Here is a 19,753-nt window from a genome sequence, read left to right as displayed (position 1 = left end):
GCGAGGGAAGGTCCTGGTCAATCACCCCCGCACTTCGGTTCCCACCAATTCACCCAACACACATGCGCGATTCCGGGGTACAGTGGTAATGCGCCTGCCGAGCGTTCTGGTTACTCGGTGGGCGATCGCAGTGTATGACTGGGAGTTTTTCTCCCAGAGCTCCCTCGAGGATGCCCGGTCGGTGGCCCGATCGGCTCCGCCCCGACCGCCCTCCACGCGGACTGTGCGCAATAGCGCGTACGACCGCAGCTGAGGGGCCCCCTCAGCGGCACGACGCTCGAGCGAAGGCAGTGGTCCCGCGCCATCCGGCCAATCCAAGGCCGGCCCAGTACCCAGGCGCGGTACGACCCCCATCGTTCGCCTCATGCCGCGTCTCACAGAAGAGGCAACACCCTGACTACGCAGCCTAAAACTTTCCGGGATCTTGGGATCCTTCCCGAGACCGCCGAGGCTCTTGAGGCCGTCGGCATCCTGTCCCCGTTCCCCATTCAGGAGATGACGCTCCCCGTCGCGCTCTCCGGTTCCGATGTCATCGGCCAGGCCAAGACCGGCACCGGCAAGACGCTCGGTTTCGGCCTGCCGATCCTGGAGCGCGTCACGGTCCCCGCGGACGTCGAAGCGGGCCGGGCGAAGCCCGAGCAGCTGACCGACGCCCCGCAGGCGCTCGTCGTCGTCCCCACCCGCGAGCTGTGCCAGCAGGTCACCAACGACCTGCTGACCGCCGGCAAGGTCCGTAACGTCCGCGTGCTCGCGATCTACGGCGGCCGTGCGTACGAGCCTCAGGTCGAGGCGCTCCGCAAGGGCGTCGACGTGATTGTCGGCACCCCCGGCCGCCTTCTCGACCTCGCCGGACAGCGGAAGCTCGACCTCTCGCACGTGCGCGCGCTCGTCCTGGACGAGGCCGACGAGATGCTCGACCTGGGCTTCCTGCCCGACGTCGAGAAGATCATCAAGATGCTTCCGGCCAAGCGCCAGACCATGCTGTTCTCAGCGACCATGCCGGGCGCGGTCATCGGCCTCGCCCGTCGCTATATGACGCAGCCGACGCACATCCGCGCCACCTCGCCGGACGACGAGGGCGCGACCGTCGCGAACACCGCGCAGTACGTGTACCGCGCGCACTCCATGGACAAGCCGGAGCTGGTCTCGCGCATACTGCAGGCCGACGGCCGCGGGCTCGCGATGATCTTCTGCCGTACGAAGCGGACCGCGGCGGACATCGCCGACCAGCTTCAGCAGCGTGGCTTCGCCTCCGGCGCGGTCCACGGCGACCTCGGCCAGGGCGCCCGCGAGCAGGCGCTGCGCGCCTTCCGCAACGGCAAGGTCGACGTCCTGGTCTGCACCGATGTCGCGGCTCGCGGCATCGACGTCGAGGGCGTCACGCACGTCATCAATTACCAGTCGCCGGAGGAGGAGAAGACCTACCTCCACCGCATCGGCCGTACCGGCCGCGCGGGCGCCAAGGGCATCGCGATCACGCTGGTCGACTGGGACGACCTCCCGCGCTGGCAGCTGATCAACAAGGCGCTGGACCTGAAGCTCCCGGACCCGGTCGAGACGTACTCCACGTCGCCGCACCTGTACGAGGAGCTGTCCATCCCCGCCGGCACGAAGGGCGTGCTGCCGCGTGGGGAGCGGACCCGGGCGGGTCTGCGCGCCGAGGAGATCGAGGACCTCGGCGAGACGGGCGGCCGAGGCCGCAAGTCCGCGTCATCCACGTCGTCCGCGTCGTCCGCGTCGTCGGGCCCGGCTCCCGCACGTGAAGCACGTGAGGAGCGGCCGGCCCGTGCCCCGCGCCAGCGCCGCCGTACCCGTGGCGCCGGGTCCACGCCGAACGGCGTCGAGCCCGCGGTGGCGGCAGCGGTTGCCGCCTCGGCGACAGCCACAGCTCCGGCCGCGCCGGAGCTGACTGATGAGGCGGCCGGAGCCGCGCCGGAGCCGCGCACCCCGCGCCGCCGTCGCCGCACCCGTGTGGGAGCGTCGGCCCAGGCCGAGACGGTAGTGGTCCAGCCGGCAGTAATTGAGCCGGTGGCGACCGAGGCCGAGCCGGAGACCAAGCCGCGCCGCCGGACCCGTACTGCGAAGGCCGTCGAAGCCGTCGAGACGGTCGAGACGGTCGAGGCCGCACCGGTCGCAACCGAGCCGGAGGCCGAGGTCAAGCCCCGCCGCCGGACGCGTGCCGTCAAGGCCGTCGCACCCGTAGCGGTCGAGACCGAAGCCACGACCACGGTCGACGCCGAGGCCGAGCCGGAGATCAAGCCGCGCCGCCGCACCCGCGCGGTCAAGGCCGTCGCACCCGTAGCGGTCGAGACCGAACCGGTAGCGACCGAGGCCGAGGCCGAACCCGAGGTCAAGCCCCGCCGTCGCACCCGCGCCGTCAAGGCCGTCGAGACGGTCGAGGCCGCACCGGTCACAACCGAGGCCGAACCGGAGACCAAGCCGCGCCGCCGCACTCGCGCCGTCAAGGCCGTCGCACCGGTAGCGGTCGAGACCGAAGCCACAGCCACAGCCACGGTCGACGCCGAGCCGGAGACCAAGCCCCGCCGTCGCTCCCGCGCGGTCAAGGCGGCTCAGCCCGAGAGCTGACGCCCCCCGTACAGACGCCGATGGCCCGGCTTCCCTTGCGGGAACCGGGCCATCGGCGTTTCCGGGGAGCACCGCCACGCCGCCGACCGCCCCGGGTTAGCCTCATCGCATGAGTCGGCCGCCCACGTTCATCCCGCCCCCCTGCGCCCGCACCCGCGCTCTCGCCACCTCCCGGGGCCCCTTCGCCACGCTCGACGCTCAGCCCGCCGCCGGCACCGCGAAGGCGACGGTCATGCTCCTGCCCGGGTTCAGCGGCAGCAAGGAGGACTTCATCGCTCTCCTTGAGCCGCTCGCCGACGCGGGTTACCGTGCCGTCGCCATCGACGGCCGCGGGCAGTACGAGACCGCCGGACCGGACGACCGACAGGCGTACACCCAGGTCGAGTTGGCGCAGGATGTGCTCGCTCAGGCCGAGGCCGTCGGCGGGCCCGTGCATCTGGTCGGCCACTCCCTCGGCGGGCAGATCGCCCGCGCCGCCGTCCTGCTCGACGCCGCCCCCTTCACCACCCTCACCCTCATGTCCTCCGGCCCCGCCCACATCGTCCTCGCCCAGCAGCAGAAGGTCCGGCTGCTGAGCGACGCCCTCACGGTGATGGGGATGGAGAAGGTCTGGGAGGCCATGAAGGCGCTCGATCCGCCCGAGGACGCCGAGGTCGACGGCGAGGACCTGCGCCGCCGCTGGCTGTCCCACAACCCCGCCCAGCTGATCGCCACCGGCCACGCGCTGACCGTCGAACCCGACCGGGTCGATGAGCTCGCCGCCGTACAGCCGCTGCCGAAGCATGTGCTGTCCGGCGAGCGGGACGACACCTGGCCGGTGCCGCAGTTCGACGCGATGGCGCGGCGGCTCGGCGCCCGCCGGACCGTCATCGTCGGCGCCGAGCACTCGCCGAACACCGACCGCCCCCAGGAGACGGCACGGGCCCTGATCGATTTCTGGGACGAGCAGGTCGCTCAGAACTGAGTTCAGTTCCCAGTACTGAACTCAGCACTTAGCTCAGTACTGAGACTGAAGGTGCTGCCAGAAACCGTCCCGCAGCGCCCGCCGCAGCACCGCGTGCCCCCGCAGCGACCGCTGTAGCACCTTCTCCGCCTCGATCAGCAGGTCCTGGTCCACCGGCCCCGGCAGGTACGGATGCCCCGGCAGCACCTCAGCCATCGCCTCCCGCCCCCGCTCCACCAGCCACATCGCCGCGATCTGCGCGCCCACGAACCGCACCTCCTCGCGGGACGGCGGCGGCGCGCCCTCGTTCTCGTACGTCGTGACCGGGCGGCGCGTGATGTACGGGCCGCAGAAGTCCAGGTCGAACGTCCGCTGGCTGTCGACCTCCCACAGCAGCGGCTCCGCCTGATTGCGCCCGTCCGCGGCCTCGATGCCCCACAGGTGGACCCGCGCGCCGTACCCCTGCGCCGCCTCGACCGCCGAGACGAGGTCCTCGTCGCCGCCCACGAGCGCCGCGTCGCTGATCGCGCGGTGGCGGGCGAGCGACTCCAGGTCCGTACGGATGAGTGAGTCGACGCCCTTCTGCTGATTGTTCGCGTTGAGGTTGCCCAGGCGCACCTTCACATCCGGGAGTCCCGCGATGGACTGCTGCTCAGGGGTGTGGATACGGCGCCGGGCCCCGTCGTACCAGTACACCCGCAGCAGCCTGCTGTCCGCGAAGATCGTGCGGGCCTTGTCGATGAAGGCCTCGATCAGCCCTTCCGCGTCCAGGTCGAAGGAGCGCCGGTCCTCGGTGCCCGCCACAAGCAACCCGGCCGCAGCATAGACGTAACCCGCGTCCACGAAGATGGCGTGAGTGGAAGGGGTCTTCGCGACCTCGGCGAGCATCCGCTGAAGAAGCTCATTGGTGCGCTCCAGGCGGGCTCCGATTGCCTCGGTCCCGACGTCGTCCAGGTAGTCCATAACGTGCTCATTCATACGGTGCCGCCAGCCAGATAGTTAGGCATTCAAAAAATTTCGTTAGCGTAGGGAATGTTTGCAGGGGTGCATCTCGTTGTACCCGTACAGAGACACAGTCAGTAGTTCTCAGTAGTTCTCCAGCAGGAGGATCAGACGAAGGGAGAAGCCATGCGCTTCGAAATCATGCGTCTCGACGATGTCGACGGCACCGCCGTCGACAGCACTGTCGTAGACGCCGCCTCCGTCAACCGGATCGTGCAGCAGGCCGCTTCGATAGGCCAGCGCATCTACATCCGACCGGCCGAATCTTCGGCCTCATAATGCTTACGAAGCTTAAGAAGCTTAAGACGGTGTGATGTGAACGCACTGCGCCCCCGTACGGACCGACCGTACGGGGGCGCAGTGCGTTCAGGCTCCCTGGATGACCTGGGTGATGCCGTTGATGATCTGCTGCACGGCGATCGCGGAGAGCATCATGCCCGCCAGTCGCGTCACCAGCACCACACCGCCGTCCTTGATCAGGCGGATGATCAGCAGCGAGTAGCGCATGGTCGCCCAGAGCACGGCGTGCATCGCGACGATCGCCACCCACACCGAGGCCTGCTGCGCGCCGCCGTCCGCGTGCTGCACGGCCAGGATCACCGAGACGATCGCACCGGGCCCTGCGAGCAGCGGCATGCCCAGCGGTACGAGCGCGACATTGACGTCCTTGGTCTGCTTGGGCTCGTCGGTCTTACCCGTCAGCAGGTCGAGCGCGATGAGCAGCAGGAGCAGGCCGCCCGCGATCATCAGCGCCGGTACGGAGACGTGCAGGTAGTCCAGGATCTGCTGGCCAAGAAGGCCGAAAACAGCGATCACGCCGAAGGCAACGGCCACCGCCTGCCAGGCCATCCGGCGCTGCACCTTGGCGGGGCGTCCCGAGGTGAGGGCGAGGAAGATCGGGGTGATCCCGGGAGGATCCATGATCACAAAGAGGGTGAGGAAGAGGGAACCGAAAACGGCAGCGTCGAACACAGTGAGGGCCTAGCGCGAAGAGGAGTCGTGAAGAGAGGTCGTCAAGGAAGTCGGTGGCACGGAGGTCGGTGGCACGGAGGCGTGTGACACGACGGCGTGTGGCACGACGGCGGGTCGTTACGGCGGCTTCCGCCCCCGCAACCAGCCCTACGTGCGTTCAGCGGAGGCGTCCGCCCGCGCCCGGCACCGGAAACGCGCCGGTCGCCCGCCGCGTGATCTCCCCGTAGATCTCCGGGTCGGTCGTGTACTCGCCCAGCACGCACGTCTTGCGGCTGCCGTGATAGTCGCTGGACCCGGTGGTCAGCAGCCCGAGCTCGGCGGCGAGGCCGCGCAGCCGGGCGCGTGCGGGCTCGTCGTGGTCCATGTGGTCGACCTCGATGCCGTCGAGGCCGTACGCGGCGAGCTCGGCGATGGCGGCCTCGGGAACCGTACGGCCGCGCTTGGTCGCGAGCGGGTGCGCGAAGACGGTGACGCCGCCGGCGGCCTTGATCAGGCGGATCGCCGTGAAGGGGTCGAGTTCGTGCTTGCCGACATGGGCACGGCCGCCGTCGGCGATCCACTCCGGCGTGAAGGCGTCCGAGACGGTCGGTACGACGCCGAGCTCGACGAGCGCGGTCGCGATGTGCGGGCGGCCTACCGAGCCGTGTCCGGCGATACGGGCCACCTGGGCCCACTCCATGGGCACGCCGAGCTCCTGGAGCCTGACCACCATCGCCTGGGCGCGCGGCACCCGGTCGTCGCGGACGAGCTCGCGCTCGCGCAGCAGCTCGGGCTCGTCCGGGTCGAAGAGGTACGCGAGCAGGTGCAGGCTCACGCCGTCGATACGGCAGGAGAGCTCCGCGCCGGTGACCAGAGTCACGTCCTGCGGGAGCGCGGCGATCGCCTCGGCGTGGCCGCGGGTCGTGTCGTGGTCGGTGAGCGCGACGACGTCCAGCCCGGCCGTGGCGGCCTTGCGTACCAGCTCGGCGGGAGTGTCCGTACCGTCCGACGCCGTGGAGTGAGTGTGCAGATCGATGCGCACGACGCATGACTCCAGGGCCGGAGGCGGGACAAAGGGACGGTCAAGTGTAACGGCGATCCGGACAGCCCCCGCTCATGTCCACAGCTGCGCGTCCGGAAACTACGCGTCAGGACAGGAGCCGCGGGCTCAGCGCCCCGCACGGCAGCAGCTCCACCTCGGCGCCCGCGTCCCGCAGATCCGTCAGCACCAGCTCGTCGTACATCAGCAGCCCCGACTGCTCCGGCCAGACGACCGCCCACAGCCACAGCCCACGCGCCTCCCCCGCGAAGACCGCGCGGTCATCGGGCGCGTCGGCCACATGCCACAGCGGTGTCGGACGGCCCGCGGCGAGCACCTTGGCCTGCGGCGGTCTGTCGACGCGCATATGCGGGCCCGGGTCGGGTCCGGCGATCCCGGCGTAACGCGCACCGAGGCCCACGCCGAGCTCTTCCGCGATCAGCAGCAGCTCACCGATACCACCGAGTGGGCCGGGTCCGGAGCAGGCCACCGTGGTGGCGCGACCGCCACTGCGGTCGTCCCCGGCGTACGCGACTCCGGTGTAGAGCCAGCCGACGGGCAGCGGCCAGGGCATCCAGACGGGAACCTTGGCGCGGTGCACGACCACACCGAGGGCCTCGACGCTGGGCGGTATCACCGGCTGCAACGGGTGCACGGCGCCATGCACATCGCACTGCCAGGAGTCGGCAAAGAGACCGGGCGCCCTCACCCGGCCACCGCACTTCGGGCAACTGGGTTCGCCCCTCATAGGGCCCAACGGTCCTCCCCGGCCGTCGCCGCGTCAAGGACGATCACCCGTCCGGCGTGTGCACTTCATGTCCAAATCCGAACATAGACCCGAATGCGGCTTCGATCCGAGCCCGGTCGATCCGCCGGGAGTCACTTGGGAGCCAGTCGGAAGTCACTCGAGAGTTACGGAGCCGCGCAGCGGATCGCGCAGGTCCGTGCCGTGTGCCAGCCAGCGCTCCTGGAGCTCGCGCGCCCCGTGCACCCGCTTCCACGCCGCCTCGTTCGCGGTCATCGGCAGCAGCGGCAGAAAGCGCACCGGATCCATCGGCGGATCCAGTTCCAGGTCCGCCACCAGACCGCCCGGCTCCGCGACGAGCACCGAGCTGAACGGCGCGGACGGCCAGAGCGGGCCGCCGAGGTCCAGCGAGGCGCCGGGGGCCACGACGACGCCCTCGACCTGCGGCGACGCGGCGAGTACGGCGAGCGCGCGGAGCACCTTGTCGGTGTCGGCGACCCCGGCTCGTACGGAGAGGAGCAGCTCGGCGCGGGGGCCCTTCACCGGGTCGGCGAGGGTGGCGGTGGGGTCCGTCATGGGGTGGGCGGACATGCCGAGGGTGGCGTATCGCACGACGTCCCCGTTGTCCCCATCGCCGTCGTCTCGGCTCACAAAGCGGAGCACTTCGATGCGGTCGGTGCCGAGGAAGGTGACCGCGGCGCGCGCGTCCGGTTCGCCCAGAGCCGTACGCAACCGGGATTCGACCAGAACAAGAACATCTTCCATGTCGCGAGCATAAACGGAGCAAGGATCGGGCAATCTTACAGATTGACCCCCTGTCGGCTGATAGTCTTGGCCGCTGGTCGGGACGGTACGCAGAAGCGTCTCTCAAGTCCCGACAACACGTCATCCCTTACGGGGGACTGGCCGGAGGAGGTGGGGCTGCGGTGGATCCAAGTCGACCGTGCAGTACCAACCGCTCTTCCGCACGACACTTTCCTCTGTGATCTGAGGCCTTCCCGCACGGGGCCCATGGCATTTCGCACGACGGAAGAGCACCTCGTTTTTGCCTGTCTGTAGCGAACGCCGTCACCGCGACCCCGCGGTGCCGCCCGCTTTGCGGACGTACGCATCACGTCCCCATTCCGGGCTGTGCCACGCCACTCGCCGACGGCCTCTCCGTGAAGGAGCCAGCCATGTCGATGATCCGTGACCTGCGTGCAGCGGTCCGTCCGTCACTGCGCAAGAGCAACGCCCCGTACAGCACGTATGACGCCACCCGCGATCCGTCCGCCTCCAGCGCGGTTGTCGACTGCGCGGTCTACCGCGACGGGAAGCGGATGGACACCGCGGCCTGCCAGACACCGCGCGAGGCAATGCTGCGGGTACGCGAAGGAGGCGGCTTCGCCTGGATCGGGCTGCATGAGCCGACGGAGGCCGAATTCGCGGGTATCGCCGCGGAGTTCGGGCTGCACCCGCTGGCCGTGGAGGACGCGGTCCACGCCCACCAGCGGCCCAAGCTGGAGCGGTACGACGAGACCCTGTTCACCGTCTTCAAGACGATCCACTACGTCGAGCACGCCGAACTCACGGCGACGAGCGAGGTGGTGGAGACCGGTGAGGTGATGTGCTTCACCGGGCGGGACTTCGTCATCACGGTCCGGCACGGCGGCAAGGGCTCGTTGCGCGCGTTGCGGCACGGGCTCCAGAAGGACGCGGAGCTGCTGGCCAAAGGGCCTTCGTCCGTACTGCACGCCATCGCCGACCATGTGGTCGACGGGTATATCGCGGTCGCCGCGGCCGTGCAGGACGACATCGACGAGGTCGAGATCGATGTCTTCTCGGCGCCGGCGAAGGGCAGTCCGCGCGGCAGCGACGCGGGCCGGATCTATCAGCTCAAGCGCGAGGTACTGGAGTTCAAGCGGGCGGTGTCACCGCTGCTGCGGCCGATGGAGCTGCTGAGCGAGCGGCCGATGCGGCTGGTGGACCCGGACATCCAGAAGTACTTCCGCGATGTCGCCGACCACCTGGTGCGGGTGCAGGAGGAGGTCGTGGGCTTCGACGAGCTGCTGAACTCCATCCTCCAGGCGAACCTGGCGCAGGCGACAGTCGCGCAGAACGAGGACATGCGCAAGATCACTTCCTGGGCGGCGATCATCGCGGTGCCGACGGCGGTGTGCGGGGTGTACGGCATGAACTTCGACCACATGCCGGAGCTGCACTGGAAGTACGGCTATCCCATGGTGCTCACCGGCATCGCCGTCGCGTGTCTGGCGATCCACCGCATGCTCAAGCGCAACGGCTGGCTGTAGACCCGGCTGCGGCTACTGGGCTGCGGGCCCGGCCATGCGTGTGGGCTACGGCTAGGCTGCGGCCATGACAGATCAGCTGCTCGACCAGGCGCTCGTAGAGGAGGCCACCAAGAAGTCGGCCCTCATCTGGGTGCGGGGCGACGGTCCGGTACGGGCGCTGTGGCATGTGTGGCACGAGGGCGCGGCGTACATCGTCGGCGACGGCCCCGACGAGCAGCCACTGCCGCGACTGTCGGCGGGCGCGACGGCCGAGGTCACGGTGCGCAGCAAGGACAAGGGCGGCCGGCTGATCGTCTGGACGGCCACGGTGGAGGAGCTCGCACCGCACTCCGAGGAGTGGGAGGCGGCGGTCGCCGAGCTCAAGGGCAAACGGCTGAACGCGCAGGACGCGGAGCGGATCCCGGAGCGCTGGGCACGCGAGTGCCGGGTACTGCGCCTGGCGCCGGGGCACGCGACGAGGGAGCTGCCGGACGGCTCCCTGGCGGCGGTGCCGCTGCCGACGGGGGCGACGACGCGGGAGCAGGCGCCGGCGGGGCTGCCGAGGCTGCTGTTCAAGCGCAAAAAGAAGCGGTGAGGTGCGCGGCTTCAGGCCGCGTGGTCCTGAGAGCTACAGGGGATTACCCCCAGCCGCGCCCTGCGGCGTGAACGAGGCGCGCGCCCGCACCAGGACCGGCCGGCTCGGGGCCCCGGCCGGAGCCGCGCCAGGCCACCGGTTCTCGGGGAGGCGAGCCCGGCCAAGGCGCAGAAACCGCCCTAGTCGTCGCTCGTCTTGGGCAGTTGGCGGCCGTAGTCGACCGTCTCGTCCTTCGCCGGGGCCTCCAGCACGAAGTCCTTGTCCCAGTCGCCCAGCGTCAGCACACCCGCCCCGCCCGCCCGCGCGAACTGCAACGGGTACGGCTTTCCCGCCAGCGAGACGTCCAGCGTGCCGCCCTCGCCCTCGCCGCCGATGACCTTGATGGTGGGTATACCGCCCACCTCCGTCCGGTCACCCTTGCTCAGCTCCCCCTGCATTCCCAAGAGCCCCTCCAGCAACACGTCCATGTCCGTGAAGCCGCGGAACTGCTTGTACGCGGGGTCGCCCTCCGGCACCTTCACATACTTGTCCTGCAGCTTGCCCGCCGCGTCCAGGTCACTCTGGGTCGGCTCCTTCCGGCTCCAGAAGCCCGCGTCGGCCTTGAGATAGAGCACATCACCGACCCGCAGCAATTCGAACTTATTGTCCTTCGAGGTGACCGAGCCCGTGCCGCCCTCGTGCTTGAGCCGCATGTTCAGCTTGTACGTTCCGCCCTTGCTGACCAGCGTTCCGGAGAGCCGTACCGACGCAGCCGCGTCCGCCGTCGCGCGCGCCTTCGTCTCGATCTCGGTCGCGGACAGTTTGCCGATGCCATTGGTTCCCGCGTCCAGGTCCTCGCCGCCACCACAGGCCGTGAGAGCCGCGGTCAGTCCGGCACAGAGCACCACGGAAAGTGCGGCACGGCGGGCACGGAGAGCCGGAGGGAGGGGTGTCACCAACGCACTGCCTCTCATCTGCGAGTCACAAGTCACGGACCACGGGTGGCAGATCGCAGCGTACCCGTGCCACGCGCGTCCCTTGTAAGAGGCCGTACGGACGTCCAGCCAGGGCACCCTGGAACGGTACGGGCTAGCCTGAAGCCGTCACACCACTCATACAGGTCACACAAGCCATATAGCCCTATCGGCGCTATCAGTCATACTTTTGCCCCCATTTGCCTGCACAGAGGAGGAGGCGCTGAACATGGTGGCGGGCACTCCCCGGATCTTCGTCTCGCACCTCGCCGGTGTGCCTGTCTTCGACCCCTACGGCGACCAGGTCGGCCGTGTGCGCGACCTGGTGGCGATGCTGCGCGTCGGCCGCCGGCCGCCGCGCCTGCTCGGCCTGGTCGTCGAGGTCCTCAGCCGCCGCCGGATCTTCCTGCCCATGACCCGGGTGACCGGCGTCGAGACGGGCCAGGTGATCACCACCGGCGTGCTCAACATGCGGCGCTTCGAGCAACGTCCGACCGAGCGCCTGGTCCTGGGCGAGCTGCTGGACCGGCGCGTACGGCTGGTGGAGACCGGCGAAGAGGTCACCGTCCTCGATGTGGCGATCCAGCAGCTGCCCGCCCGCCGCGACTGGGAGATCGACAAGGTCTTCGTACGCAAGGGCAAGGGCGGGGCTCTGCGCCGCAAGGGCGAGGCGCTGACCGTCGAGTGGTCGGCCGTCACCGGCTTCTCGCTGGAGGAGCACGGACAGGGCGCCGAGAGCCTGCTGGCTACCTTCGAGCGGCTGCGCCCGGCCGACCTCGCGAACGTGCTGCACCACCTGTCGCCGAAGCGGCGCGCCGAGGTGGCCGCGGCTCTCGACGACGACCGGCTCGCGGACGTACTGGAGGAGCTGCCCGACGACGACCAGGTGGAGATCCTCGGCAAGCTCAAGGAGGAGCGCGCCGCGGACGTGCTGGAGGCGATGGACCCGGACGACGCGGCCGACCTGCTCTCCGATCTGCCGGAGGCGGACAAGGAACGGCTGCTGGCGCTGATGCGTCCCGACGAGGCCGCGGACGTACGGCGGCTGCTGTCGTACGAGGAGCGGACGGCGGGCGGCCTGATGACCACCGAGCCGCTGGTGCTGCGGCCGGACGCGACGGTCGCGGACGCGCTGGCGCGGGTACGCCAGCAGGACCTGTCTCCCGCGCTCGCCGCGCAGGTGTACGTGTGCCGGCCGCCGGACGAGACGCCGACCGGGAAGTACCTGGGCACGGTGCATTTCCAGCGGCTGCTGCGGGAGCCGCCGTTCACGCTGGTCAGCTCTCTCGTGGACAGCGATCTGCCACCGCTCGCGCCGGACACCGCGCTGCCCGCCATGACGAGCTATCTCGCGGCGTACAACATGGTGGCGGCGCCGGTCGTGGACGAGACTGGTTCGCTGCTGGGGGCGGTGACCGTGGACGACGTACTCGACCATCTGCTGCCGGAGGACTGGCGCGAGACGGAATTCGAGGAGGCCCCGCACGTAGAAGCCACCCCCGGGAAGCCCCCGGCGGGGAAACCTGCCGCGGGGGAACCCGCCCATGGGTAGCGGCAGCGAGTACGGACCGGGCGAGCGCGGCGAGTCGAAGGAGCGCCTGCCGGCCGGGGCGAGCGGTGTGCGCCACCGGGTCCGGCTCGACCAGCCGCGGGCGCCGCGGCGCAGTCCGCTGCCCGAGTACGACCCCGAGGCCTTCGGCCGGTTCTCGGAGCGGTTCGCGCGGTTCCTGGGTACGGGACGGTTCATCGTCGGAATGACGGTGACCATCATCGTGTGGTTCTCCTGGAACATCTTCGGGCCCGAGGAGCTGCGATTCGACCCGTACCCGTTCATCTTCCTGACGCTGATGCTGTCGCTTCAGGCGTCGTACGCGGCCCCGCTGATCCTGTTGGCACAGAACCGGCAGGACGACCGGAACCGGGTCACGTACGAGCAGGACCGTAAGCAGAACGAGCGCTCCATCGCGGATACGGAGTATCTGACCCGGGAGATCGCGGCGCTGCGGATGGGGCTGGGCGAGGTCGCGACGAGGGACTGGATCCGCTCGGAATTCCAGGACCTGATCAAGGATCTGGACGAACGGCGCCTCGCGCCCGGCCGGAGTGACGAAGAAGACCGCTGACCAACCTTCCCGGTCGTGGGACCCAGCGCCGTACCATCGTCCGTATGGCTACGGAAGACGCGGTGCTTGAAGCACTGGCGACGGTGAACGACCCCGAGATCAACCGTCCGATCACCGAACTCGGCATGGTCAAATCGGTCGGGATCGGAGCGGACGGCGCGGTCGCCGTCACGGTGTACCTCACCGTCTCCGGCTGCCCGATGCGCGAAACGATCACCAAGAATGTGACGGACGCGGTCGCGCGCGTCGAGGGCGTCACGAGCGTCGACGTCACGCTGGACGTGATGAGCGACGAGCAGCGCAAGGAGCTCACGGCCTCGCTGCGCGGCACGACCGCCGAACGAGAGGTCCCGTTCGCCCAGCCCGGCTCGCTGACCAGGGTGTACGCGGTGGCCTCGGGCAAGGGCGGCGTCGGCAAGTCGTCGGTCACGGTCAACCTGGCGGCGGCGATGGCGGCCGACGGGCTCAAGGTCGGCGTGGTCGACGCGGACATCTACGGGCACAGCGTGCCGCGCATGCTGGGCGTGGACGGCCGTCCCACCCAGGTCGAAAACATGATCATGCCGCCGTCGGCGCACGGTGTGAAGGTCATCTCGATAGGGATGTTCACCCCGGGCAACGCCCCGGTGGTGTGGCGCGGGCCGATGCTGCACCGCGCGCTCCAGCAGTTCCTCGCGGATGTGTACTGGGGCGACCTGGACGTACTCCTGCTCGACCTGCCGCCGGGCACGGGCGACATCGCGATCTCCGTGGCGCAGCTGGTGCCCAACGCCGAGATCCTGGTGGTGACCACCCCGCAGCAGGCGGCGGCCGAGGTCGCGGAGCGAGCCGGTTCGATCGCCGTGCAGACCCACCAGAAGATTGTGGGCATCGTCGAGAACATGTCGGGTCTGCCGTGTCCGCACTGCGACGAGGTGGTCGACGTCTTCGGGAGCGGGGGCGGACAGCGGGTGTCCGAGGGCCTGACGAAGATCACCGGCACGAATGTGCCCGTGCTGGGCACGATCCCCATCGACGTACGCCTGCGGGAGGGCGGCGACGAGGGCAAGCCGGTCGTCCTCACGGACCCGGACTCCCCGGCGGGCGTGGCGCTGCGCGACATCGCGTCAAAACTGGGCGGGCGGGCGCGGGGCCTGGCGGGGATGTCGCTGGGCATCACCCCACGCAACAAGTTCTAAGCGCGTCTCGGGGGCGCGGGGCGCGGGCCCGTGTCGGGGGCGCTGCCCCCGAGCCCCCGCGCCTCAAACGCCGGCGGGGCTGGATTTCCAGCCCGTCCGGCGTTTGAGGAGCTGGGGGTCCCCCCATGCCCGCCAGGGCGTAGGGGGCGGGTCTGGGGGCGGAGCCCCCAGTTGCGGGAAAGGGCGGGGTGGGGAAAGGCCCGCCGCAGGCGCAACCCGCACGCCACGGCAACCCGCAACCCGCAACCCGCGCCCACCTACCCGTACGCCCCCAAATCCCGCACCGCCGAAAACCCCAACCCATACGCACTCATCCCGCGCCCATACGCCCCCACATGCACCCCTCCCCCAACCGGCCCAGCCGCTCCAGCCTCTCCACCCGCCGACTCCGCCGACCCCGCCAGCACCCACCCGAACTCCGACTCGCGGTAATAGAACGGCGTCGGCACCCCGTCCACCGGCAGCGACAGCATCGACCACTCCGGTCCCGCCAAATCGTCCGCCAGCTCGAACGCCGTCTCGGTCTGCTGGTCCAACCAGTCGTCCCGCAGCGAGTGGTCCAGCTGGCCGGGCCAGGTGTGGGCCAGCAGGCCCGAGCCCGCCAGCCATGCCGCGGAGGAGACCGTCGTGGCGTCCAGCACACCCGTACCGTCGCCGCTGCGCCGCACCGGGCTCGCCGCCACCGTGACGACGACCGCGAACCGCTCCTTCTCCGAGGCGACCGCCTCCGACCGTATCGACGGCTCGTCGCCATGGCCCATGGAACCGTGCTGGACCATGCCGTCCGCCGCGATCCCCACCTGCATCAGCCAGCGCGGGCCCGTGAACGCCTCGTCCAGCCCGTACCAGGGGAAGGACGCGCGCAGGAATCCGTCAACCGCACGCCGGGCCGCCGCCGTCCCACGCTGCGCCGTGAGCGGGTTCTCCCCGCCACGGGCGGGGGAACCGCTGCCCGTTCCTTGCGCCGCCAGTCGACTAGTCGTCTCCATCTACCCGGCCGCCTCCTCTGTCTTTCGAGGCCCGGAGCGGACCCGCCCCCCTCGGGCGTCCTCACGTCCGGACAGATGGAGGATAGCCACCCTGCCCGGGCGCGCAGGGATTGACGGTGGTCAGGTGGCGTCGGCGTCGAAGGCCGGGCGCTCGTCCCTGGCGCTGTTCTCGCTGGTCGGGCGCTTCTTGAGCAGATCCGGCGTGGACGACGAACCGGACGGCTCGGGCGCGCCGGGCGTGCCGTTGACGACAGCGGGGACCGTGGGAACAGCGGCGACCGGCGGTACGTCCGGCTCCGTGCCGTTCACCGCGTCGGCGACCTCGTTGAGGTCCTTCCTGAAGTCGAAGCTGGAGCCGAGTTCCTTCAGTTCCTTCAAGTCGTCGTTCCCGTCCAGCTGCTTGCGGAGGAACGTCTTGGGGTTGAGATCCTCGAAGTCGAAATCCTTGAACTCCGGGCCCAGTTCGCTACGAATGTCCTGTTTCGCGCTCTCGGAGAACTCGCGGACCTTCCGGATGAACCGGGAGACATCCTGGATGACCTTCGGCAGCTTGTCGGGACCGAAGATGAGCACAGCCAGCACCACGAGCGCCACCAGCTCAAGTGCGCCTATGTCATTGAACACCCTGCTGCTCCTCGTGTTCTCTGCGGTCCGCTGGCGGGATGGGGTCCGCGCCCGGTCCACCGTACCCGCCGGAACCCAGGACCGTCATGTGCCGTCCGCGGAACCTAGCGTCAGTGTCAGATTCCGGTCGCTGCCGCCGCGGGCAAGGGTCAGTTCCAGCCGGTCACCGGGGCGGTGGGCGCGGATCTTGACGATCAACTCCTCGCCGCTGTGCACCCGCTGCCCATCGACCTTGGTGATGATGTCGCCCGGCCTGATCCCCGCCTTGGCGCCGGGACCGCCCGGGGTGACCGCGGGCGCGCCGTCCTTGCCCTTCTCGCCGACGCGGGCGCCGTCGCCCGTGTACTTCATGTCGAGGCTGACACCGATCACCGGGTGGGTGGCCTTTCCGGTGGAGATCAGCTCCTCGGCGACACGCTTGCCCTGGTTGATGGGGATCGCGAAGCCGAGCCCTATGGAACCCGCCTGCCCGCCCTCGGCGCCCGAGCCGCTGTCGGCGGCGCGGATCGCGCTGTTGATGCCGATGACACGGGCCTTGATGTCGACCAGCGGGCCGCCCGAATTGCCCGGGTTTATCGGGGCGTCGGTCTGCAGCGCGTCGACATAGCTGACGTCGCTGCCGTCGCCCTTCTCACCGCCCGCCGTGATGGGGCGCTCCTTGGCGCTGATGATGCCGGAGGTCACGGTGTTCTGAAGGTCGAAGGGCGCGCCGATGGCGACGACCGGGTCGCCGACCTGGACGCTGTCGGAGTTGCCCAGGGGCAGCGGCTTGAGGCCGGAGACGCCGGAGACCTTGACGACGGCGAGGTCGTAGCCGCTGTCCTTGCCGACCAGCTTCGCCTTGGCGGTCTCGCCGCCGCTGAAGGTGACCGAGATCTCACCGGAGGAGCCCGCCGGGTCGACGACGTGGTTGTTGGTGAGGATGTGGCCCTGCTGGTCGAGTACGAAGCCGGTGCCGGTGCCCTGTTCGCCGCCGCCGCTGACGTGGAGGGTGACGACGCTCGGCAGGGCGCTGGCGGCGATGCCCGCGACGCTGTCGGGCGGGCGGTTGCCGTTGTCCTTGGCGGCCTGCGGGAGTTCGATCTGGCTGACGCCGCCGTTGCGTTCGACGTACGCGCCCAAGCCTCCGCCGACAGCGCCGGCGGTGAGCGCGAGCAGGACGGCACCGACCAGCAGGGACCCACGGCGGCGCTTCTTCTTCGCGGGCTCGCCGGGGTGCGTCAGCGGCTGCCCTGGCGCGCTCCAGGGGTCGTACTGGAGCCAGAGCGAGGACAAGGGCTGCGGCTGGACAGCTTGCGGGTGGGTGGGCTGGGTCGGCTGCTGCTGCCCGGGCGGGGCCGGGGGCGGCGGAACCTGGGGCGGCGGGGCGTACGCGCCGGCGAGCGTGCCGTTCTGCGCCGGGTACTGCGGGGGAGGCATCGGTGTGCCCTGCGCCGGGGTCGGCATGGGCCTCTGCACGGGCGGCGCGGGCGCCCAGGGCCCGGGCCCGCCGTACGGCGGTGTGCCGTACGGATCGGGCTCGTGCAGCGGCTTCGCCCGGCCCTGAGCCGGTACGGGCTGCGCGTACTGCCCGGGCTCGTCGGTCGTGCCGACCGTTTCCGCGGTCTGAGGGACCGGCACCGGCAGCGGCGGCTGAACAGGAGGCAGTTCGGCCGTCACGTCGGTCTCCTGATGCCCTGTCGCCTCCGGCTCGGAGTGAGTCGTCGCACGTCCCGCACTGGGCCGACTCCACCACTTCGCCTTCGGCCCGGTGGGCTTCCCGTCGTCCATGCTCTCCCCGCAGACTGCCGACCAACTGCGCACCCCTGTGGGGCACCCTCAGAAGATTCAACCAGGTTTGCGAATCTCCGCGCACGCATCCGCTCAGCGGTGGGACGACACGGGTCCGCCGGTCTTGATGGGTGCGGCGAGGTGGGTGGGGACAATGGCCGCGCCCGCCGGAACTATCAGCGGCGACAAGGAGGAAGAGGAATTCGTCAGAACCGGGACGGAGAAGGGGTGGTTCAGCGGCGCCGCGGGAGCCAGCAGGCCGGTCGCTTCGGGGATCGTGGGACGGCTCTGCGACCTGGCGATGCCATTGCCCTGGTTACGACGGCGCTCGGCCTCCGCGCTTCGCAGGAGATTCGCTTCGGTCGCCGATCCGCCGTTCACGCCATTGCCCACGCCGCCGCCCAGGCTTGGGTTCGCCGCGGTCGGGGTCGCGGTGCGCAGCGGAGTCACGTTGTTCCCCGCGCCCTCGCCCCTGGGGCCGGTCTGGCCCGAGGAGTCGGCCGGCAGCGCGCCGCCGAGCGCGATCGCCGCGAACGACACCGCGCTGGCCGCCGCGAAGGCGAACCTCCGCCCGCGCCACGGTGAGCGCTCCGCGTCCGTACGACCCACGTCATGGACCCGGAAGCCACCGGAACCACCTGAGCCACCGAAACGGCCGGCGCCACCGGAGCCGCCGGGAAGCAGCCCCGCGCGCATGCCCGCGGGCACATAGCCGAAGGTCTCTGTCCGGTCGTCAAGGCCGTGTCCCGCGGAGGGGTTCAGCGCGGTGAAGACCCCGTCGGTGAGCTGTTCCCCCTCGAAGGGATCCCCCCGCCGGTCGTCATCACCTCCGGGTCGGGAGCCGGGTCGCGATCCGGGTCCCGCAGGCAGTCCTTGAAGCCGTGCCAGCAGCCCTTCGGAGGGCGGCGGCGGCGCGGCGTGCGCGAAGACGTTCTTCAGCCGGCGCTGGGAGTCGGCCTCGGCCTTGCACCGATGGCAGGTCGCCAGATGGGCCAGTACCCGGTCCCGGGCGTCGTGTTTGAGCTCACCGTCGACAAGCGCGGCGAGCCGGTCCCCCAAATGCTGCTCCGCGGGGGTCGGGCCAGAGCCACTCACGCCGTTCCGACCTCCCCCGCCAGGCCGACCGCTCCCGCCACCAGCGTGCGCTGCTCCGCACGGGCCTCCGGGGAACGGTGCTGGAGGGCCTTGCGCAGATGGGACCGGCCGCGGTGGATCCGGCTGCGGACGGTGCCGAGCTTCACACCGAGGGTCGCCGCGATCTCCTCGTACGACAGGCCCTCAATGTCACAGAGCACCACCGCGGCGCGGAACTCCGGCGCGAGGGTGTCCAGCGCCTGCTGCACATCGGCGTCGAAATGCGTGTCGTTGAACACCTGCTGGGGAGACGGCTCGCGGCTGGGCAGCCGCTCCGCCGCGTCGTCGCCGAGCGCGTCGAAACGGATGCGCTGCTTGCGGCGGACCATGTCCAGGAAGAGATTGGTGGTGATGCGGTGCAGCCAGCCCTCGAAGGTGCCGGGGGTGTACGTCGACAGGGACCGGAAGACCCGGACGAAGACCTCTTGAGTGAGGTCCTCCGCGTCGTGTTGGTTGCCCGTCAGCCGGTAGGCGAGGCGGTAGACCCGGCCGCTGTGCGTGCTGACGATCTCCTCCCAGGTGGGAGGCGTCCACGCCTGCGAGTCCGCATCCGATGCGAAGGTCGCTGTAGTTGCGGAGTCGGTGGAGTGGTCAGCAATGTAGGTCACGGATCTCGGCTCACCCGCCGACCTGAGGAAGCGCTTCAGCACTCCTCTCCGGTCCACAGGTGCAGCCGCACCTCCCCTGTCGGCTCTGGCGGTGTCCAGCGGAGCCCCTACCATAGCCACCTCGCCCGTTAGCTCCGGATAAGAATCTTTACGCGAATTTGGGTGCTGCTTCCGGCCCTGATTCATGCGTTCCCCCCTGCCCCTCCTTAACGCCTGGTCCCATCTGCGGGTTCCCGGGCGCAA

Annotated in this window: 19 protein-coding genes; 8 read left to right on the top strand and 11 right to left on the bottom strand. The window is 70.0% G+C overall.

Annotated features, from left to right (window positions below; translation table 11 throughout):
* Positions 1 to 495: 495 nt before the first annotated feature.
* Together ACIHCQ_RS06095 and ACIHCQ_RS06090 are read left to right on the top strand one after the other, a co-directional pair.
* Positions 496 to 2,586: a DEAD/DEAH box helicase gene (locus ACIHCQ_RS06095; RefSeq protein ID WP_399658448.1), complete on the top strand. Its 2,091-nt coding sequence runs from the start codon at positions 496 to 498 to the stop codon at positions 2,584 to 2,586.
* A 109-nt stretch (positions 2,587 to 2,695) separates the two neighbouring features.
* Positions 2,696 to 3,550, top strand: coding sequence for an alpha/beta fold hydrolase (locus ACIHCQ_RS06090; RefSeq protein ID WP_399658447.1), 855 nt, complete (start codon positions 2,696 to 2,698; stop codon positions 3,548 to 3,550).
* Between the two features lie 33 nt (positions 3,551 to 3,583).
* On the opposite strand, the gene ACIHCQ_RS06085 is transcribed toward ACIHCQ_RS06090, so the two are convergent.
* Positions 3,584 to 4,507: an NYN domain-containing protein gene (locus ACIHCQ_RS06085; RefSeq protein ID WP_399658446.1), complete on the bottom strand. Its 924-nt coding sequence runs from the start codon at positions 4,505 to 4,507 to the stop codon at positions 3,584 to 3,586.
* 150 nt (positions 4,508 to 4,657) lie between these two features.
* On the opposite strand from ACIHCQ_RS06085, the gene ACIHCQ_RS06080 reads away from it, so the two are divergent.
* Positions 4,658 to 4,810, top strand: a complete 153-nt coding sequence (locus ACIHCQ_RS06080) for a hypothetical protein (protein WP_399272458.1) — start codon at positions 4,658 to 4,660, stop codon at positions 4,808 to 4,810.
* 87 nt (positions 4,811 to 4,897) lie between these two features.
* On the opposite strand, the gene ACIHCQ_RS06075 is transcribed toward ACIHCQ_RS06080, so the two are convergent.
* The 4 genes from ACIHCQ_RS06075 to ACIHCQ_RS06060 form a co-directional block, all read right to left on the bottom strand.
* Positions 4,898 to 5,503 carry a MarC family protein gene (locus ACIHCQ_RS06075; protein WP_399658445.1) on the bottom strand — a complete coding sequence of 202 codons (606 nt, stop codon included), beginning with the start codon at positions 5,501 to 5,503 and terminating at the stop codon, positions 4,898 to 4,900.
* 157 nt (positions 5,504 to 5,660) lie between these two features.
* On the bottom strand, positions 5,661 to 6,524 hold the full coding sequence (locus ACIHCQ_RS06070) for a PHP domain-containing protein (RefSeq protein ID WP_399658444.1): 864 nt from the start codon (positions 6,522 to 6,524) through the stop codon (positions 5,661 to 5,663).
* Positions 6,525 to 6,630: 106 nt separating this feature from the next.
* Positions 6,631 to 7,269 (bottom strand): DUF6758 family protein, encoded by a 639-nt coding sequence (locus tag ACIHCQ_RS06065; protein WP_399658443.1) that lies wholly within the window; start codon positions 7,267 to 7,269, stop codon positions 6,631 to 6,633.
* Between the two features lie 153 nt (positions 7,270 to 7,422).
* Positions 7,423 to 8,031, bottom strand: coding sequence for a suppressor of fused domain protein (locus tag ACIHCQ_RS06060; protein WP_399658442.1), 609 nt, complete (start codon positions 8,029 to 8,031; stop codon positions 7,423 to 7,425).
* Between the two features lie 410 nt (positions 8,032 to 8,441).
* Between ACIHCQ_RS06060 and ACIHCQ_RS06055 the strand changes: the two genes are divergently transcribed.
* Positions 8,442 to 9,557, top strand: coding sequence for a magnesium and cobalt transport protein CorA (locus tag ACIHCQ_RS06055; RefSeq protein WP_399658441.1), 1,116 nt, complete (start codon positions 8,442 to 8,444; stop codon positions 9,555 to 9,557).
* A 64-nt stretch (positions 9,558 to 9,621) separates the two neighbouring features.
* A complete protein-coding gene (locus tag ACIHCQ_RS06050; protein ID WP_399658440.1) occupies positions 9,622 to 10,131 on the top strand; it encodes a hypothetical protein in 510 nt (169 codons plus the stop codon).
* Positions 10,132 to 10,310: 179 nt separating this feature from the next.
* Here ACIHCQ_RS06050 and ACIHCQ_RS06045 read toward each other — a convergent pair whose 3' ends face one another.
* Entirely contained in the window at positions 10,311 to 11,066 is a 756-nt protein-coding gene (locus ACIHCQ_RS06045; protein ID WP_399658439.1) for a hypothetical protein, read from the bottom strand.
* Positions 11,067 to 11,313: 247 nt separating this feature from the next.
* Between ACIHCQ_RS06045 and ACIHCQ_RS06040 the strand changes: the two genes are divergently transcribed.
* From ACIHCQ_RS06040 to ACIHCQ_RS06030, 3 genes are read left to right on the top strand one after another with little or no spacing between them, the layout of a single operon-like run.
* A complete protein-coding gene (locus ACIHCQ_RS06040) occupies positions 11,314 to 12,636 on the top strand; it encodes a magnesium transporter MgtE N-terminal domain-containing protein (RefSeq protein ID WP_399658438.1) in 1,323 nt (440 codons plus the stop codon).
* Positions 12,629 to 13,207 carry a DUF1003 domain-containing protein gene (locus tag ACIHCQ_RS06035; protein ID WP_399658437.1) on the top strand — a complete coding sequence of 193 codons (579 nt, stop codon included), beginning with the start codon at positions 12,629 to 12,631 and terminating at the stop codon, positions 13,205 to 13,207. Before ACIHCQ_RS06040 ends, ACIHCQ_RS06035 begins: the two co-directional genes overlap by 8 nt.
* 44 nt (positions 13,208 to 13,251) lie before the next feature.
* Positions 13,252 to 14,385 carry an Mrp/NBP35 family ATP-binding protein gene (locus ACIHCQ_RS06030; RefSeq protein ID WP_399658436.1) on the top strand — a complete coding sequence of 378 codons (1,134 nt, stop codon included), beginning with the start codon at positions 13,252 to 13,254 and terminating at the stop codon, positions 14,383 to 14,385.
* A gap of 257 nt (positions 14,386 to 14,642) precedes the next feature.
* Here ACIHCQ_RS06030 and ACIHCQ_RS06025 read toward each other — a convergent pair whose 3' ends face one another.
* The 5 genes from ACIHCQ_RS06025 to sigE all read right to left on the bottom strand — a co-directional run bounded on the left by ACIHCQ_RS06025 (position 14,643) and on the right by sigE (position 19,624).
* Entirely contained in the window at positions 14,643 to 15,374 is a 732-nt protein-coding gene (locus ACIHCQ_RS06025) for a hypothetical protein (RefSeq protein ID WP_399658435.1), read from the bottom strand.
* Between the two features lie 120 nt (positions 15,375 to 15,494).
* Positions 15,495 to 15,998 carry a sec-independent translocase gene (locus tag ACIHCQ_RS06020; protein WP_399658434.1) on the bottom strand — a complete coding sequence of 168 codons (504 nt, stop codon included), beginning with the start codon at positions 15,996 to 15,998 and terminating at the stop codon, positions 15,495 to 15,497.
* 84 nt (positions 15,999 to 16,082) lie between these two features.
* Complete coding sequence (locus ACIHCQ_RS06015; protein WP_399658433.1) at positions 16,083 to 17,768, bottom strand: S1C family serine protease; 1,686 nt, start codon at positions 17,766 to 17,768, stop codon at positions 16,083 to 16,085.
* A 93-nt stretch (positions 17,769 to 17,861) separates the two neighbouring features.
* On the bottom strand, positions 17,862 to 18,863 hold the full coding sequence (locus tag ACIHCQ_RS06010) for an anti-sigma factor family protein (RefSeq protein ID WP_399658432.1): 1,002 nt from the start codon (positions 18,861 to 18,863) through the stop codon (positions 17,862 to 17,864).
* Positions 18,860 to 19,624, bottom strand: coding sequence for an RNA polymerase sigma factor SigE (gene sigE, locus ACIHCQ_RS06005; RefSeq protein WP_399658661.1), 765 nt, complete (start codon positions 19,622 to 19,624; stop codon positions 18,860 to 18,862). Before sigE ends, ACIHCQ_RS06010 begins: the two co-directional genes overlap by 4 nt.
* Between the last annotated feature and the right edge of the window lie 129 nt (positions 19,625 to 19,753).

The organism is Streptomyces sp. NPDC052236 (assembly GCF_044548015.1).
Classification (GTDB): Bacteria; Actinomycetota; Actinomycetes; order Streptomycetales; family Streptomycetaceae; genus Streptomyces.
The sequence above is the reverse complement of the archived record's forward strand: the minus strand, read 5'-3'. Positions and strand labels throughout refer to the sequence as shown.

Excerpts from the sequence above, each read along its gene's own strand:
- ACIHCQ_RS06095 (WP_399658448.1), top strand. The coding sequence starts at position 496 with ATGACGCTCCCCGTCGCGCTCTCCGGTTCCGATGTCATCGGCCAGGCC.
- ACIHCQ_RS06090 (WP_399658447.1), top strand. The coding sequence starts at position 2,696 with ATGAGTCGGCCGCCCACGTTCATCCCGCCCCCCTGCGCCCGCACCCGC.
- ACIHCQ_RS06085 (WP_399658446.1), bottom strand. The coding sequence starts at position 4,507 with ATGAATGAGCACGTTATGGACTACCTGGACGACGTCGGGACCGAGGCA.
- ACIHCQ_RS06080 (WP_399272458.1), top strand. The coding sequence starts at position 4,658 with ATGCGCTTCGAAATCATGCGTCTCGACGATGTCGACGGCACCGCCGTC.
- ACIHCQ_RS06065 (WP_399658443.1), bottom strand. The coding sequence starts at position 7,269 with ATGAGGGGCGAACCCAGTTGCCCGAAGTGCGGTGGCCGGGTGAGGGCG.
- ACIHCQ_RS06060 (WP_399658442.1), bottom strand. The coding sequence starts at position 8,031 with ATGGAAGATGTTCTTGTTCTGGTCGAATCCCGGTTGCGTACGGCTCTG.
- ACIHCQ_RS06055 (WP_399658441.1), top strand. The coding sequence starts at position 8,442 with ATGTCGATGATCCGTGACCTGCGTGCAGCGGTCCGTCCGTCACTGCGC.
- ACIHCQ_RS06050 (WP_399658440.1), top strand. The coding sequence starts at position 9,622 with ATGACAGATCAGCTGCTCGACCAGGCGCTCGTAGAGGAGGCCACCAAG.
- ACIHCQ_RS06040 (WP_399658438.1), top strand. The coding sequence starts at position 11,314 with ATGGTGGCGGGCACTCCCCGGATCTTCGTCTCGCACCTCGCCGGTGTG.
- ACIHCQ_RS06035 (WP_399658437.1), top strand. The coding sequence starts at position 12,629 with ATGGGTAGCGGCAGCGAGTACGGACCGGGCGAGCGCGGCGAGTCGAAG.
- ACIHCQ_RS06030 (WP_399658436.1), top strand. The coding sequence starts at position 13,252 with ATGGCTACGGAAGACGCGGTGCTTGAAGCACTGGCGACGGTGAACGAC.
- ACIHCQ_RS06025 (WP_399658435.1), bottom strand. The coding sequence starts at position 15,374 with ATGGAGACGACTAGTCGACTGGCGGCGCAAGGAACGGGCAGCGGTTCC.
- ACIHCQ_RS06015 (WP_399658433.1), bottom strand. The coding sequence starts at position 17,768 with ATGGACGACGGGAAGCCCACCGGGCCGAAGGCGAAGTGGTGGAGTCGG.
- sigE (WP_399658661.1), bottom strand. The coding sequence starts at position 19,624 with ATGGTAGGGGCTCCGCTGGACACCGCCAGAGCCGACAGGGGAGGTGCG.